This is a genomic window from Sphingobacterium deserti (assembly GCF_000757725.1).
Lineage (GTDB): Bacteria > Bacteroidota > Bacteroidia > Sphingobacteriales > Sphingobacteriaceae > Sphingobacterium > Sphingobacterium deserti.
Window position 1 is genome coordinate 13,820 of sequence record NZ_JJMU01000001.1, and the last position, 14,310, is coordinate 28,129.

Here is a 14,310-nt window from a genome sequence, read left to right on the forward strand (position 1 = left end):
AAATCTCAAGGATATGCGTTGAGCACTTTGCTAAAACAATTTTGTTAATCTTCCAAATAGTCGTGGAACAACGCATCCAGCTCATCAAGTTCTTTTTCCGTAGTGGGATAGCCTGCGGACTCCTCTTGACCTAGAGGATTTCCTTTAAAATCTTTAATCATAGCAATTGTACAATGCGGGTTATCCCCATGAAAAAGACCTATACCAACATTCTCGTTATCTCGCATCACATAGTGAAAAGCTATCTTCATATCATTCTCATCAGATTGGCGTTCACGAATGACATTTCCTTTTTTTAGTTCTTCTCTTGTCATAAACTTTATCGGTTAAATATATCTAACGAACATGTGTCTATCAAAATAGTTTCCAAGATATAGCGAAACATACATTAAGCTTGCGTTATGGCCGAGACATTCCTATTTCGCTTTTTTGACTTGCGGCTCTTATGCCACCATAATATATAGCCTGTCACGGGGAGACTAGCACAAAAAAGAGAAGCAAGACATGCCAGCATTTTGGTACCCCAACCTGCGATGCTTCCCGTGTGTACATCAAAATTTAGGGAAGCTAATTTGTCTCCGGCTTGGAGCTTATCACTATCAATAATTTTATCTATCCCCAGATCTTTTTTGCGAAAGTAATACCATTTAAAAACTCCACTACGCTTTTCCTGCATCCTGATTTGTATATCAATTGACGGATTATCATGGGCGTGTAGCCTAATTGACATCATCCCTGCATCTGGGTAGTGCAGCAGCAAATGAGCCAGCGCATTGTCCAAGGGATCACTATAGTGCGCAGTTATTGTTGATTTGCTTTGCTGCGGCGTTTTAAGTGTGTATGCGGTCGGAAACACAGAATTAAACGTGTCAACATACGCTTTTTTGAAGTTGGGAAAGCTGAAAACAAGTCCAGTCACAGCAAGTATCAGGGCGATGCCGAAGCTGTAAAACCCGATGACGTTATGCAGGTCATAATTGAGCCTTTTCCATTTCACCTTAAAATCCAATTGCAAGCTCTTTTTTAACGCCTTGCCTTTCCACTTTTTCGGCCACCACAAAACGATGCCTGAGACCAGTAAAATGACAAAGATCAATGTAGCGTAAGCGACCAACGGATGGCCGTAGGTTTTTCCGAGTAAGAGATTCATGTGCAGTTGTAAGCAAAGTTGGAAAAACTCATTTTTTGAATTTTCTATTGCTATAACTTCTCCAGCGTATGGATCCAAAAAAACGCGCTTATAGTAGGTGAAATAGGCCCAATGCCCGAAAGCACGTTCATTGGTCTCTGACGCACGAAATACCCAAGAACGGTCTCGCTGCGGATAAAGATCGACACGTGTAATCTTTTCATCAGGCTGAAGTGCAGCTTGCGCGATTTGGACAAGCTCGGTGAGCGGTTTTGGGTCTGCGGCGGAGGATGATGTTAAGAAGTATTTCTCTGGATACAATTGCAATTTAAGCTCATCATGGAACACATATACAGCGCCCGTTAGGCTTATAATAAACACAACAATTCCCGATGTTATACCAAGCCACTTATGCATCCACAGTATCGCTTTTTTCACCATCCCTTAGAATCGATAGTTAAGATTAAGGGACATTGTTGCGCCTTCTCCTTTAACGTAATTTTGGTCTGTTGCTGAAAATTGACTATAAACTGTGTAGTAATCCTCGTTCAGCAGGTTAGCGACGCCTACGCCTACGGACCATTGTCTATTTATCTTGTACCCTCCGTTGAAATTTAAGAGGTTTACTGTCCTAACCGGGCCTTCGTTTCCTAAATATACATTGTTTGAGGTTCGCTCGAAGCGGTTACGATTTCCTGTATGGACCCAAGAAAGCTGGAGGTCAAAAGCGGAAGTTGGAGCGTAGTTAATGTAGGCTGTCGCTTTTGGCGGCATAATTCGAGATCCCCCGAGATAGGTTTTCGTACCATCTTCTCTTTTCAACTTCCCTTCTACATAGGAATACGTACCGCCTACCGCAATTTCGGAAGATATACGTGCGTCAAGTGCTAGTTCCACACCGTTTACACGTTCCGGCGCACGCTCGGGAAAAAAATAGCCATTTTCTTCACGGGCGGTTAGATTAACTCCCAGCTTGGATGTGCTGATGAAGTAAGCTGCCGAAAGATTGAAAATACTAATCTGACTGGAAAATCCAACTTCGTAATTATTGGTCACAATAGGGTCTGTTTGTATGTTCTGTAGATCACTTTCCGTAGCAGTTCGCACGATACGTCCCAGTTCGTTGATTGTAAACCCCTGCGAAAAGCTTATAAACGGATTTAAGAAACGATACTTGTTATAACGAAGTCCCGCATTGAATGTCGTACCACGATAAGGTATTGTCCCACCTTCAACCGCTACACTACCTTCATTTCCAGGTCCGGAAGCTATGGTTTGGAAGTCTCGTATTTTCACGGTGGCATCTTCATAACGCATTCCACCCTTAAAAATCAAATGGTCGATAAAAGTTAATGTCAATTGGGCGAATGGTGCATAATTGAACATATCCATGTTTGGGACATACACACGTCCATCTGTCAAGTCTTGAAAGGTAACATCATTTAACAAGTCGATACCATAGGTGACGCCGCCCGCTACGCTCCCTATTTCGAACGGCGTATTCAAATCGGCCCGGAAGCCTTTCTTTTCTGAGTTTATCTGTGTTTGCCCCGGACCATACCATGAATTGGATCTTTCCACATAGCGATTCATAGAGCTAAAGGTATTATAATAAACGGATGCATTGAGCGAGGTATTGCCGAACAGCTGATTTTTAGAATAAGTAAGCATCGCGTTATGGTTAAAGCGAGTGCCCGTATTCTCACCTGGATCTACTCCAAGTATACCTATGGTTGGTGTTTCTCCATACCTTCCATTCTTGCTAATGTATCGTGCATCTTGCAGGCTATTGAAGAAGTTGTAAACGAGGGATAATGATGAATTTGGATCAATATCATAACCGATTTTTAAAAAGGCGTTGTACGATCTACTGTTGGAAAGACCATCCGTTTGGCCGAGTGGTACACCGTCAGCATCGCGCTGTAAACCCGTGTAGTCAACCGCGCCACTCGCGGTATAGCTAAATTTATTTTGTCGCCCATAAAGCGTTTGGGAGAATCGGTACCCTTCGGTTTCCTTATTATGGTATGGGTTAACTGTTCCTCGTAAAGTAGTCACACCTCCAATTGTTTTTGCCTGAGGATCGTTTTTCCGGGTGATGTAATTAATGATCCCCCCTGCGGAGCCGTTTCCATAAATAGAGGTGGCGCCCTTTATCACTTCAACTCGTTCGATAACGCTGGGATCGATGGATCGAATGTCCCTTGCGCCGTTCATCAGGGGTGTGGATTGCGGTATTCCATCAATAAGTACAAGAACCGCCCTACCGCGCAATGTTTGTCCGCTATTTGTTCCTTTCCTTGCAGCTACGCCAAGGCCAGGAATCGTGTTGCCCAATACGCTGGCAATGTCGGTACTGATCTGGCTTTGCGATTCAATTTCCTTTGTCGTGAGGATGGAAACGGATGATGGGATATTTGCTATACTTTCTGGTTTACGACCGGCGGTAACCACCACTTCGTCAAGCTTTCGCTGGTCATTCATCGCTAATTGGATAGGCGATACCAGTGTATCCAAATTTACGCGATGTATACGATCTGGATAACTGCTATGGGAAACACGGATCTGTATAAGTTTCGTTGCCGGACGCGAAAACACGAGGACTCCTGACTGGTCTGTAAGCCCTTGAAGCTTTCCGTTGACCCAGATATTGGCATTAGTAAGTGTGTTTTTTTCGGTATCTTTGATTTGTACCGTCACATCTTGTGCAAAAGCATATGCTCCCATCGACATCATAATGGCTGTCAGCAGCGGATTCAAATACATTTTGGTATTGAACAACATACTATTCTTTATTTAGACTGTTTTTAAATTGCCCAAATATAGAAAACTTTCGTCAGCCTGCAACTCTTGCTTCGTTAGAAAAGTAAAAAGCTTATGTTTAATCAATAGTTCTGTAATCTGATGTTTAACATAGCGAGCACAACTATATGTTACCTAACGTAGAATTTGTATTGCCTTTCCAAGGGGATGATTATAAAATTTTACAGTCTTTAACTTCTTCCAAACACAGAAAGTGAACGGAATTATTATTCGCTTCTCCGGCAACACACACTTAATCAAGGGAACATTGCTCATGCCCACAAACTGCATTAAATTTTAGCTACCTTTGTCATTTGGTATTCAATTAAACATTCTGCAGTGTCTTTAGATAAATTAAAACTTAGCAAGCGCCTTCAAGCATCCATGACCGATTTGGGATATTTTACGGCCAAAGAAATTCAGTTAAAATCGCTATCTCGAATTATTGGTGGACAAAGTATTCTGGGGATTGCACCTGAAGGTGCGGGCAAAACAACAACCTATGTACTTGGGGTGTTGATGCGTTTGAAATATACAAGGGATGAGGCGCCGAAGGTTCTAATTTTAGCACCAAATGAGGAAAAGATTAACGAGATAATTGACCGTTTTCTAGTTATCAGTAAGAATAGAGATCTTCATATCATGGGACTTAAAGCGAGCGGAAGCATGGAAGAGGAGATCGAGGATTTGGTTCGTGGAGTTGATATTGTCGTGGCAACCCCGAACCGCGCACGTGCAGTTTATTTAAAACTTGGACTTAACTTGAATCGGATACAAACATTCATTGTTGATGATGCGGAGGAAATCGTAAAACAGGGTATGCAAACGAATGTACGCGAATTGGCTCAAAGTTGTGGCGATGTCCAGTATTTGGCATTCAGTACTGTCGAACATGATAAATTGCACCTCATGATTGATGATTTTATGCCGTTTGCTACACGGGTTGAAGCTGAAGAGCTTGGTGAAGAGACATTAGAAACACATGACCTGATGTTGTATCAGGTTCCGAACTTCACGACGAAAATAAACTTGTTGAATGTCTTAATGCGCGATGCCGAAGTATTCGATAAAGTGGTGGTGTTTGTGAACAGCCGGCTTACAGCACATAATTTACTTAAGCGTTTGCATGTTGCTAAGGGAGAAGCTGCTATCTACAACCCTTTTTTCCACGACGATGCCGGTATAGACAATATGCAAGATTTCCATCAAATACCTGAATGCCGTATTCTTCTCGTCGCAAATGAGGGCTTAACCGCTATTGATTTATCAAATATTCCCTTCATATTTCATTTTGAGATTCCTGAAAGCAGTGACATTTTCGTATCTCATATTTTAAAAACATCCGCTTTCGAATCTGTTGCGATAACATTTGCGACTGATATTGAACTTCCGGAACTTCGTAAAATAGAGCAATCGCTGGGAAAAAAAATCCCGGTTATGCCCCTGCCTGACAACCTGATCATTTATCGCCCATCGGACAGTCCAAAAGAAGACGATAAGGTTGATGAGTCGCAAGGCGGCGCCTTTCATAAGAAAAAAGAAAGCAATAGCAAAACTTATAATTATGGTAGTGGCGTAAAAGCGAAAATGACTAAAAAAAATAAAAAGCGTTAGTAGAAAGACAAATGTTCTGGAAGCGGATTACTTTTCGAAGCGCGACACTACCGAAAAATAATCCGCGAAGCAATCGCATTAAAAGTCGGTCCATTTTTGATCGGAACGGGATGAGTGTAGTACGGTATCGATAAATTGCATGCCTCTAACGCCGTCTTCCACGGTTGGAAAGTCCTGCATATTTGCATCTGGTTCCTGTCCATTGGACATATGCTGCAGCGTTGCACTAAAATTTCTATAAATATTCGCGAAGGCTTCAATATAGCCTTCAGGATGTCCGGCGGGCAGTCTAATATTGGATTTGGCCGCATCTGCTAAATAGCCTTGCCCAGCGCGATAGATTTGCACAGGCGCATCCAGCCATTTTACTAGCAGGGTATTGGGTTCCTGCTGATTCCATTCGATGCCGCCATGCTCGCCATAAATTCGAAGCTTGAGCGCATTCTCCTCCCCTGCAGCCACCTGTGAAGCTGAAAGCACGCCGCGAGCATCGTTATCAAACCGCAGCAAGATATTGCCGTCATCTTCCAAACGACGCCCGTCGACAAACACATGAAGGTCTGCACATAACTTCGTGATTTTCAATCCAGACACATATTCTGCCAAATGTGCTGCATGAGTACCTATGTCACCCATACAACCACTTTGACCGGCTTTTTCCGGATCCGTTCGCCAAGCTGCGAGCGGCGTATCATTTTCAATACGTGTGCTCAGCCAGCCCTGCGGATACTCGACCATTATTTTTCTGATCTTTCCCAATTTACCATCAGCAATTAGTTGCCGTGCCTGTATGACCATGGGGTAGCCAGAATAGGTATGTGTCAAACAAATAAGAAGACCGGTCTGCTTCACTTTCTCCTGCAATAGCAGGGCTTCTTCAAGCGAAAAGCTTATCGGCTTTTCCAAAACGACGTGAAAGCCATTTTCCAAAGCCATCATAGCAGGTTCGAAATGCGCAAAATTAGGCGTGACAATACTTATAAAATGTATACGTTGGTGATCAGGAAGTTGGCTTTCGCTCAAGATCATCTCCTGATAGCTGCCATATATTCTATCGGCAGGAAGCGACAATGCTTCACCAGACGTTACCGCCTTATCCGGGTCAGCACTAAGTGCGCCGCAGCAAAATTCAATCCCCCCGTCGAGCGCAGCTGCCATGCGGTGAACTTCCCCTATAAACGCGCCCTTACCACCGCCAATCATTCCCATTCTAATTTTTTTTATGCTCATTATTTCCTTTTTACGTACTTCACCATCTATTGTAACAAAATCTAGGTAGCCCATGCTCTATCACCGGCATGATAAGGAACATCCCCCTCATAGCGGCCTGGAATAGCTACATACCGCATCGCCTGTGTACACCCAATCTCCGAAGTAAAATATCCTAGCAACGTTAGCTGCTTAAACATAGTGAAGTAATGCGGGCCCTTTCTTTCCTCTGTATTTTTCTTATCCTTATACTCTTTTGCTTCTTTTTCAAGTGTGGTCAAAAACGATAGCTTTTGTTCTGCCGTGCAATCTACAAAGCCGGTTTTGTACGTCTTTATACACTGCTCATCCAATTCGCTTATACCACTTAGAAAGATTTTCTGGTCTTCTGGTTCATAGCAATCCTTTACTATGACCGTCATGAATGAACCCACATCTGCTGCTTTTGCCCCTGGGCTTCGTTCCGTTGTAGGCAGGATTGTATCCGCGACTTCGTTTAATAAATCTATCTGGGTTTTGTTAAAGGATAAACCACTTTCGGAACCTTGTTTTTTACCGGAAGTGCATCCTGTAAGGAATATATTTCCGCCGATGATGCTTCCTCCCGTGAGCAGGGCAACCATCTTTAATAATTCTCTACGATCCATGCGACTATATGTTATTTTTTTTCAGTTCGCTTACTGCATAGTCTGCTGCCCTAGCAGTAAGTGCCATATAAGTTAATGAAGGATTTTGACAAGCTGATGAAGTCATACAGGCACCATCAGTCACAAAAACATTTAAACAATCCCATACTTGATTCCACTTGTTCAATACGGAGGTTTTGGGGCTTAATCCCATGCGTGCGGTTCCCATCTCATGTATGCCGTGGCCTATAGCGTGTCCACCATCCCAGCCGCCTATATTTTTGACGCCTGATTTTTCTAACATTTCCTTTAGTTCGCTTTGCATGTCTTTACGCATTTTCCATTCATTTTCCTTAATCTCTGCGTCCATTGATAATATAGGTAGACCCCACTTATCTTTCTTTGTTTTGTCTAGCGAAATCTTATTTTCATGATATGGAAGTATTTCACCAAAACCTTGCGCACCGACCGACCATACACCAGGTTCTGTTAAAGCATCTTTGAAAGTGCCACCCAAACTAAGCTCTGCCACGCTCCTCGACCACCCCTCACGACCTGCACCCCCTTGATATCCGAAACCACGGAGGTAATCCCGTTTATCTGAGCCTAAATTCACAAAACGTGGAATGTAAAATCCGTTTGCTCTTCTCCCGTAAGTATATTTGTCTTCGTAACCTTCTATAATTCCGCCAGCCCCAATATTATAATGATGATCCATCACATTGTGTCCTAGCTCTCCACTTGAACTTCCCAAACCATCAGGCCAAACGTCTGTCGCTGAATTAAATAAGATCCACGTACTATTGAGTGCAGAGGCACAAAGAAATACTATCTTGCTTTTTATTTCATATGTCTGATTATCTTCGGCATCTAGAATTTCTACCCCCAAGGCTTTTTTCGAATTTTTATCATATAACACTTTGGTTACGATAGAATAAGGTCGTATTGTTAAGTTTCCTGTTTTTTGAGCTGCCGGAAGAGTAGAAGATTGTGTACTAAAGTATGCGCCAAAGGGACATCCTTCCCAACACCTGTTTCTGTATTGGCAGTTTACACGACCTTCAATCGGTTTGGTCAGATTTGCCGTTCGCCCGATGATAAGGTGTCGTTTTGATTCGTACTCTTTCCTTATTCTTTCAGCCATATCTTTTTCGACGCAATTCAATTCCATTGGCGGCAAAAACTGGCCATCTGGTAACTGCGGTAAGTTTTCGTTTGACCCACTTATCCCTGCAAATTTCTCTACATAATCATACCAAGGCGCCATGTCCGCATAGTTGATGGGCCAAGGAACAGCTACGCCATCTTTCTCGTTAGCTTCGAAGTCCATTTGACTCAAGCGGTACGATTGTCGACCCCACAGAATAGACCGACCACCCATGCGGTAGCTTCGCCACCATATGAATGGCTTGACTTCTGTATAAGGGTTGTCTTCCTCGTTGGCCCATGCATCCATCACGACTTCTTGTGCTGCCCAACTGCGATGAATAACCGGATATTTTTTCTTTTGCTCACTAGTTGTCCGCCCACGATGTGGAATTTCCCATGGATCCTTCGTAGCAGTTTTGTAATCCTTGACATGGTCATAGGGTCCTCCGCGTTCCAATAGCAAAACTTTCAAGCCCTTTTCACACAATTCTTTTGCAGCCCATCCTCCACTAATACCGGAGCCGACTACAATGGCATCATAAGTGATATTTTCCATATTATTAAGTTTATAAAATTATCTTCCATACGCGAGATTTCTTTACCAGCTTTCATCTCCAGGAAAATGGAGATGTACGCAGCTTTCACGGAAAGCGAACTACGCTCAACAGCAATCTTAAAGCTCAACAGCAATTTAAACACCAAGTCAACCGGTTGCATAAATCCAAATCAAATATTGCTAAACATTAATCATATAAATAAATCCGTGATAAGACTTATAAAATCGGTCGCTCTTCTCAGCATCTCGGGTTTCTTCCCGAGCAATTAAAAACTTTTAATAAACAATAATAGCACTTTAATCTTACAATTACTACGCTAAGTAAAATTTTAACACTTTTGAATCAATCATTTAATGAATTTATCTACTAACTCTTGCTACAATTTTACTGGATAGAGTTTCGCACGATAGAAGATGAATAGAAAATTGGACCAAGAATGCTACATAGAAGATAAGCATTCAAAAAATGTTCAGCGGGTGGTACGGACTTAATCGGTAGATTAGCGTTTACAATGGAATTAGCGCTAGGGCAGGATTAAAATACGAGATTTCATAAATAAGTATGCTAATCCTCCCCCTTTTGTTTAATTTATTCTGCTTTGGGTTTATGCACTTTTTTAAACTTTTTCTTTCTATTTGCCGGCTTATTCGTTTTTTTTGCTTTCGGCTCGTAGGTCGGACCAGCAGGAAATCCTTCGGGGAGTTGTTTTTTAGGCACCTCCTTTTCTATCAGGCGTTCAATCCTTGCGAAGCGCGACTGGTCTTTATCATTTATAAAAGTAATAGCCGTTCCAGTGGTCGCAGCCCTTGCCGTACGCCCGATACGGTGAACATAGTCTTCCGGGTCTGGCGGCACGTCAAAATTTACTACTAAACTAATTCCTACGATGTCGATACCGCGAGAAATAACATCTGTGCCAACCAAAATCCTTAAGCGCTTCGCCTTAAACCGATGCATTACTTCTTCACGTTGTGACTGTTCGAGATCTGAATGGAATCCTTCGGCAGAGAGTCCATTTTTTATAAGTTCGCGGGTCAACCGTTTCACAAGCTCTTTTTTAGAGGCAAATATAATAACGCTCTCATACAAGGGGTTTTCCAAGATATTTTTTATGAGCGCTATTTTGTTATCGTCATAAACAAGGTATGCCTGTTGATCGATTCCCTCGCTAGGTTTGGAGATAGCGACATTGATCTCCTCGGGGTTTTGTAAAATCTTTTTTGCCAACGTACGGATCTTCGGTGGCATGGTCGCTGAAAAAAGCAGACTTTGCCTTTTCTTCGGCATATAACTGATGATTCTCATGATATCATCATGGAAGCCCATATCCAGCATGCGGTCTGCCTCATCAAGGATAAGGTGTTCTACATGGCTAAAATCAAACTTACCCGAAGACATGTGCGCTAAAAGGCGACCTGGTGTGGCGACAATTATGTTAACGCCATCCCGAATAGCACGTTTTTGTTGCTCGTAGCCCATGCCATCTCCACCGCCATAGACGCATATTGATGTCGCGCCCGTGAAGTAACCAAAGCCCATAATCTGTTGATCTATTTGCAATGCTAGCTCCCGTGTAGGCACTAAAATCAGCGTATTCACACGTTCTTGCGGATTGTTTGCTATCCGGTTGAGGACGGGCAACAGATAGGATGCCGTCTTGCCAGTTCCTGTTTGTGCACAAGCTATTAAATCGTGTTGTTTTAAGATGACAGGGATGGCCTGTGCTTGTATGGGTGTGGGATCGACAAACCCCATGCTATCTAAGCCCTCTTCCAAAGTGGCAGAGAAACCAAATTCGGTAAATTTCAAATTTAATGTATTGTTTTTTTTAAAAGTACCGGAATATTTTAAATTCTACAACAAATATCCCATATATAATTTCTAAGATTTTCGTGTACTACGAGCAAACCAGCTAAAAAACGTCGTTTAGCTTTAGCAAGTGGAATCGAAATAAAAATGAACGCTACACGATGTAAGCTGTTACATAGGCGGAACAATTTTAATAAATTAATGACACAATACATATCGCTATTATCGGCTAAGATGCCTTCGTGGACTTGGAATTTATTGGTTATTTTATTTGCGCTTTTGTTGGGAATTCTTATTAAAGCTATTTTAGTTCCTTTGGTAAGAAAGCAATCGTCTAGCCATACCATGTATTCGGTCATGCGTTCGGTCATACGACATTTTAGCAAAATATTCAGTTTTTTCATTCCGCTATTGGTTTTCAATGCCCTCCTTCCCTTCACGCGATTCAATAGTGCCACGCACCCTGTGGTTAGCAAAATTACGGAAATGCTTTTTGTAGGTTGTTTTGCGATCCTTATTATTCGTGTTATCCGCGTTTTTGAGGATTACCTTTACCATCGCTTCGACATTAGTAAGGAAAACAATTTGCGGGAGCGTAAGATCCGAACGCAGATCGTATTTATCAGAAAGCTATTAGTCAGCATTATCATATTGGTAGCACTCGCCATCATATTATTGAGTTTTGATAGTATGCGTAAAATTGGTGCCGGTTTGCTGACCGGGGTTGGAATCGGTGGTATTATCATTGGTTTCGCTGCGCAAAAATCCCTTGGAAATCTATTAGCCGGTTTTCAAATAGCATTCACACAGCCCATCCGTATGGATGACGTACTGGTGGTAGAAGGCGAATGGGGACGCGTTGAGGAGATCAACTTAACGTATGTGGTGGTCGCAATCTGGGATAAACGCCGCTTAGTACTTCCGATCAATTACTTTATAGAAAAGCCTTTTCAAAACTGGACAAGAACAACTGCTGAAATACTAGGGACGGTATTTTTATATACGGACTTCGCTGTCCCTATTGACAAGCTTCGTGAAAAGCTTACATCACTTTTACAGGCAAACAGCTTATGGGATGGACAGGTTAATGTGCTTCATGTGACGGATCTACGTGAACAAACCATGGAAATAAGATGTCTGATGAGCTGCCGAAACTCTGGACAAGCTTTCGAATTACGTGCACACGTGAGAGAGGAGATGATTAAGTACATCAGCGCGAATTATCCAGAAAGCTTATCGCGCACCAGAGTTAGCCTCTCTAATTATGAAAGCGATAAAATCATCGCAGACGACCGTTCACATTAATTATAAATATCCGGCCGAATGTCTACTTCCTTCGGCCGGGAAAAATGTTTCACTATTGATTGTTGATGAGCTTGCGTAACTGCTGAATAGGCAGATCAATTGTTGTTTCTTCGGAAAGCGCCCCCTTAATGCTTCCCACGCCCACACTGTCTAACGTAATGGAATTTTGTCCAAGGGTGTGCAAATAAAGGGAATTTATCAAATTGCCAGATGAGCCCTTATCAAATATTATTTTTGAACGCTCAGCCTTGATTTGCATGTTGTCGAAATTTGGATGTTCGATACGTACATTGGAGTTGAAGACATCAAGCTTAGCATTTCCCGCTTGAGCGTCGGGCGACGCTACATCTCGCTGAGGATTACTCATAGAAACCGTTGAATTCTTCAGCTCGACAATCAGTTCGCCGATGGACGATTCAGGAGCAAAGCGCAATTCGGTGATGCTGTCTCCCAGTATAGCTAGGTGTTCTGTATTTGCTTCTATTTTCGCACCCACATTTTTCAACGTCAATTCTTGCGCGCTCGGTGCGAAAATGTAAACAGTATTGTGATAGAAATAAGGCTCCTCCCCAGTTATTACTAATTCTCGGTTTTCGTTGACAGTAGCTGAAAAATGTGAAGCGCTGTTTTTATCGATTTTAATGGCGTATTTATCGCTTTTTACAAAAACTATGTTGATATTCCCGGGCTTAGGTGCGTGCCCGAGTACCTTCACTTTTTGGAAAGCGGGTAATGCGGTAGTCTTCAAATACCGATCTTCCTTATCACTTTGGGTCGCTTCTTCGTGGAATGTATTGGAATATTCGTCGAGCCCTACCCTACCCCGGCTAACCGTATAGGAGAGAATAGACAAGGGTAGAACGAAGATGGCTATCGCCAATATGATCAATAGTTTTGAACTTGTTTTCATAATAATTATTTAAAATTTTCATCAATAAAACCTTGGTATCGCGTTTTTAATTCCTCTAAACTGATATCAAGAAGGTAGATGTTTCGAAATAGCTGAGGCAGCTCTTCTTCAAGAAAAATACTTTTCCGGTAGGTTTGTACGTGTTGTAAAGATTCCTTTGTCACGAACAATCCAACGCCCCTTTTATTTGCTATAATGTTTTTCTGTTGCAAGAGATCATAGGTGCGCATGACCGTGTTTGGATTGACCTCCAATTGTACTGCAAGTTCCCTCACAGATGGTAATTTCTCTTCCGCTTTCCATGTACCTAACATAATATGTTCACAGATATGCTCAGCTATTTGTATGTAAATTGCTTTATTATCATTAAACTCCATTTATACCTCCTTCTCTTTTAAACGCAAGAATCCGATGATCCAAAAGACAAGCGTTAGGAACACGCCTATCCCCAAAATCAAACGAAAAATGTTCAATTCCTCATTCCACAAGCCGCGATCTGATACAGACATCGTATTTCGTGTCAGCGCATTCATGAGGTATACCAAGGTTATGGTCCATACCGCTATAAATATAATAAGCGAAATCGCCGTTTTTATATATTGGAAATTTTGAAAAGCTATCGAACCGAGCAGGAATATTGCGCTCAAAAGGAATGGCAGAAAATAGAAAAAGGGGAGCCTTGCTGGAAAGTCTTTCATAGACAAAAAGGGAACTTTACTGTTGATAGCCGCATTAGCAACGTCGTTATCGCTGAGCGATATGGACGCTACTGCTTTTCTGAGATAGATAACGAATCCGAAATCAATAACCATATAGATCAGCACATAGGAAATCATGGTTATAAATAAACTAAAAAATAGCGCTGTTATAAATTTTTCCAAACGAGACGCGGGAATCAATATTTCAAATATCGCTTTCGGCTTTTGTCCCAAGTCAGAAAAGTATGTCCCAGCGATGATGGTTACAAAAAGTAAACCGAGAAAAATAAAAAGTACGGGCCTAAAAGACAATAAATGCTTCATAAAACCCGGCTCAGCCGAGAAATTGTAAAAGAACTCCTTTACAGCATAGCCGTAAAAGGCTGCTATAACACCGGCGGCTATCCCTATCGACATGATATAAACTTTACCAAAACTTATCCATTGTCTATTAATTAAGGACATTAATCTGCGGATATCGAATAAATCAGACATATTTAGG

The 14,310-nt window shown here is 42.0% G+C and carries 12 protein-coding genes; 2 read left to right on the forward strand and 10 right to left on the reverse strand.

Going from position 1 to position 14,310, the window contains the following annotated elements; all coding sequences use genetic code 11:
* Positions 1-44: 44 nt before the first annotated feature.
* The 3 genes from DI53_RS00055 to DI53_RS00065 all read right to left on the reverse strand — a co-directional run bounded on the left by DI53_RS00055 (position 45) and on the right by DI53_RS00065 (position 3,913).
* Positions 45-314 (reverse strand): hypothetical protein, encoded by a 270-nt coding sequence (locus tag DI53_RS00055; RefSeq protein WP_037494064.1) that lies wholly within the window; start codon positions 312-314, stop codon positions 45-47.
* A 74-nt stretch (positions 315-388) separates the two neighbouring features.
* Positions 389-1,546 (reverse strand): PepSY-associated TM helix domain-containing protein, encoded by a 1,158-nt coding sequence (locus DI53_RS00060; RefSeq protein WP_241462333.1) that lies wholly within the window; start codon positions 1,544-1,546, stop codon positions 389-391.
* Positions 1,547-1,573: 27 nt separating this feature from the next.
* Positions 1,574-3,913: a TonB-dependent receptor gene (locus DI53_RS00065; protein WP_037494065.1), complete on the reverse strand. Its 2,340-nt coding sequence runs from the start codon at positions 3,911-3,913 to the stop codon at positions 1,574-1,576.
* Between the two features lie 357 nt (positions 3,914-4,270).
* Between DI53_RS00065 and DI53_RS00070 the strand changes: the two genes are divergently transcribed.
* Positions 4,271-5,545 (forward strand): DEAD/DEAH box helicase, encoded by a 1,275-nt coding sequence (locus DI53_RS00070; protein WP_037494066.1) that lies wholly within the window; start codon positions 4,271-4,273, stop codon positions 5,543-5,545.
* 78 nt (positions 5,546-5,623) lie between these two features.
* Here the strand turns inward: DI53_RS00070 and DI53_RS00075 are convergent, their stop codons facing one another.
* From DI53_RS00075 to DI53_RS00095, 4 genes are all read right to left on the reverse strand, one after another.
* A complete protein-coding gene (locus DI53_RS00075; protein ID WP_037494108.1) occupies positions 5,624-6,775 on the reverse strand; it encodes a Gfo/Idh/MocA family protein in 1,152 nt (383 codons plus the stop codon).
* 41 nt (positions 6,776-6,816) lie between these two features.
* On the reverse strand, positions 6,817-7,401 hold the full coding sequence (locus tag DI53_RS00080; protein ID WP_037494067.1) for a gluconate 2-dehydrogenase subunit 3 family protein: 585 nt from the start codon (positions 7,399-7,401) through the stop codon (positions 6,817-6,819).
* A 4-nt stretch (positions 7,402-7,405) separates the two neighbouring features.
* Positions 7,406-9,085 carry a GMC oxidoreductase gene (locus DI53_RS00085; RefSeq protein WP_037494068.1) on the reverse strand — a complete coding sequence of 560 codons (1,680 nt, stop codon included), beginning with the start codon at positions 9,083-9,085 and terminating at the stop codon, positions 7,406-7,408.
* A 589-nt stretch (positions 9,086-9,674) separates the two neighbouring features.
* Positions 9,675-10,895, reverse strand: coding sequence for a DEAD/DEAH box helicase (locus DI53_RS00095; RefSeq protein WP_037494070.1), 1,221 nt, complete (start codon positions 10,893-10,895; stop codon positions 9,675-9,677).
* 201 nt (positions 10,896-11,096) lie between these two features.
* Here DI53_RS00095 and DI53_RS00100 point away from each other — a divergent pair, with 201 nt between their 5' ends.
* Positions 11,097-12,200 (forward strand): mechanosensitive ion channel family protein, encoded by a 1,104-nt coding sequence (locus DI53_RS00100; protein ID WP_052071888.1) that lies wholly within the window; start codon positions 11,097-11,099, stop codon positions 12,198-12,200.
* Positions 12,201-12,252: 52 nt separating this feature from the next.
* Here the strand turns inward: DI53_RS00100 and DI53_RS00105 are convergent, their stop codons facing one another.
* From DI53_RS00105 to DI53_RS00115, 3 genes are read right to left on the reverse strand one after another with little or no spacing between them, the layout of a single operon-like run.
* Complete coding sequence (locus DI53_RS00105) at positions 12,253-13,110, reverse strand: hypothetical protein (RefSeq protein ID WP_037494071.1); 858 nt, start codon at positions 13,108-13,110, stop codon at positions 12,253-12,255.
* A gap of 5 nt (positions 13,111-13,115) precedes the next feature.
* Entirely contained in the window at positions 13,116-13,487 is a 372-nt protein-coding gene (locus tag DI53_RS00110) for a GntR family transcriptional regulator (RefSeq protein ID WP_037494072.1), read from the reverse strand.
* Positions 13,488-14,303, reverse strand: a complete 816-nt coding sequence (locus DI53_RS00115) for a hypothetical protein (RefSeq protein ID WP_131555121.1) — start codon at positions 14,301-14,303, stop codon at positions 13,488-13,490.
* Positions 14,304-14,310: the final 7 nt, after the last annotated feature.

Excerpts from the sequence above, each read along its gene's own strand:
- DI53_RS00055 (WP_037494064.1), bottom strand. The coding sequence starts at position 314 with ATGACAAGAGAAGAACTAAAAAAAGGAAATGTCATTCGTGAACGCCAA.
- DI53_RS00060 (WP_241462333.1), bottom strand. The coding sequence starts at position 1,546 with ATGCATAAGTGGCTTGGTATAACATCGGGAATTGTTGTGTTTATTATA.
- DI53_RS00065 (WP_037494065.1), bottom strand. The coding sequence starts at position 3,913 with ATGTTGTTCAATACCAAAATGTATTTGAATCCGCTGCTGACAGCCATT.
- DI53_RS00075 (WP_037494108.1), bottom strand. The coding sequence starts at position 6,775 with ATGAGCATAAAAAAAATTAGAATGGGAATGATTGGCGGTGGTAAGGGC.
- DI53_RS00080 (WP_037494067.1), bottom strand. The coding sequence starts at position 7,401 with ATGGATCGTAGAGAATTATTAAAGATGGTTGCCCTGCTCACGGGAGGA.
- DI53_RS00085 (WP_037494068.1), bottom strand. The coding sequence starts at position 9,085 with ATGGAAAATATCACTTATGATGCCATTGTAGTCGGCTCCGGTATTAGT.
- DI53_RS00100 (WP_052071888.1), top strand. The coding sequence starts at position 11,097 with ATGACACAATACATATCGCTATTATCGGCTAAGATGCCTTCGTGGACT.
- DI53_RS00105 (WP_037494071.1), bottom strand. The coding sequence starts at position 13,110 with ATGAAAACAAGTTCAAAACTATTGATCATATTGGCGATAGCCATCTTC.
- DI53_RS00110 (WP_037494072.1), bottom strand. The coding sequence starts at position 13,487 with ATGGAGTTTAATGATAATAAAGCAATTTACATACAAATAGCTGAGCAT.
- DI53_RS00115 (WP_131555121.1), bottom strand. The coding sequence starts at position 14,303 with ATGTCTGATTTATTCGATATCCGCAGATTAATGTCCTTAATTAATAGA.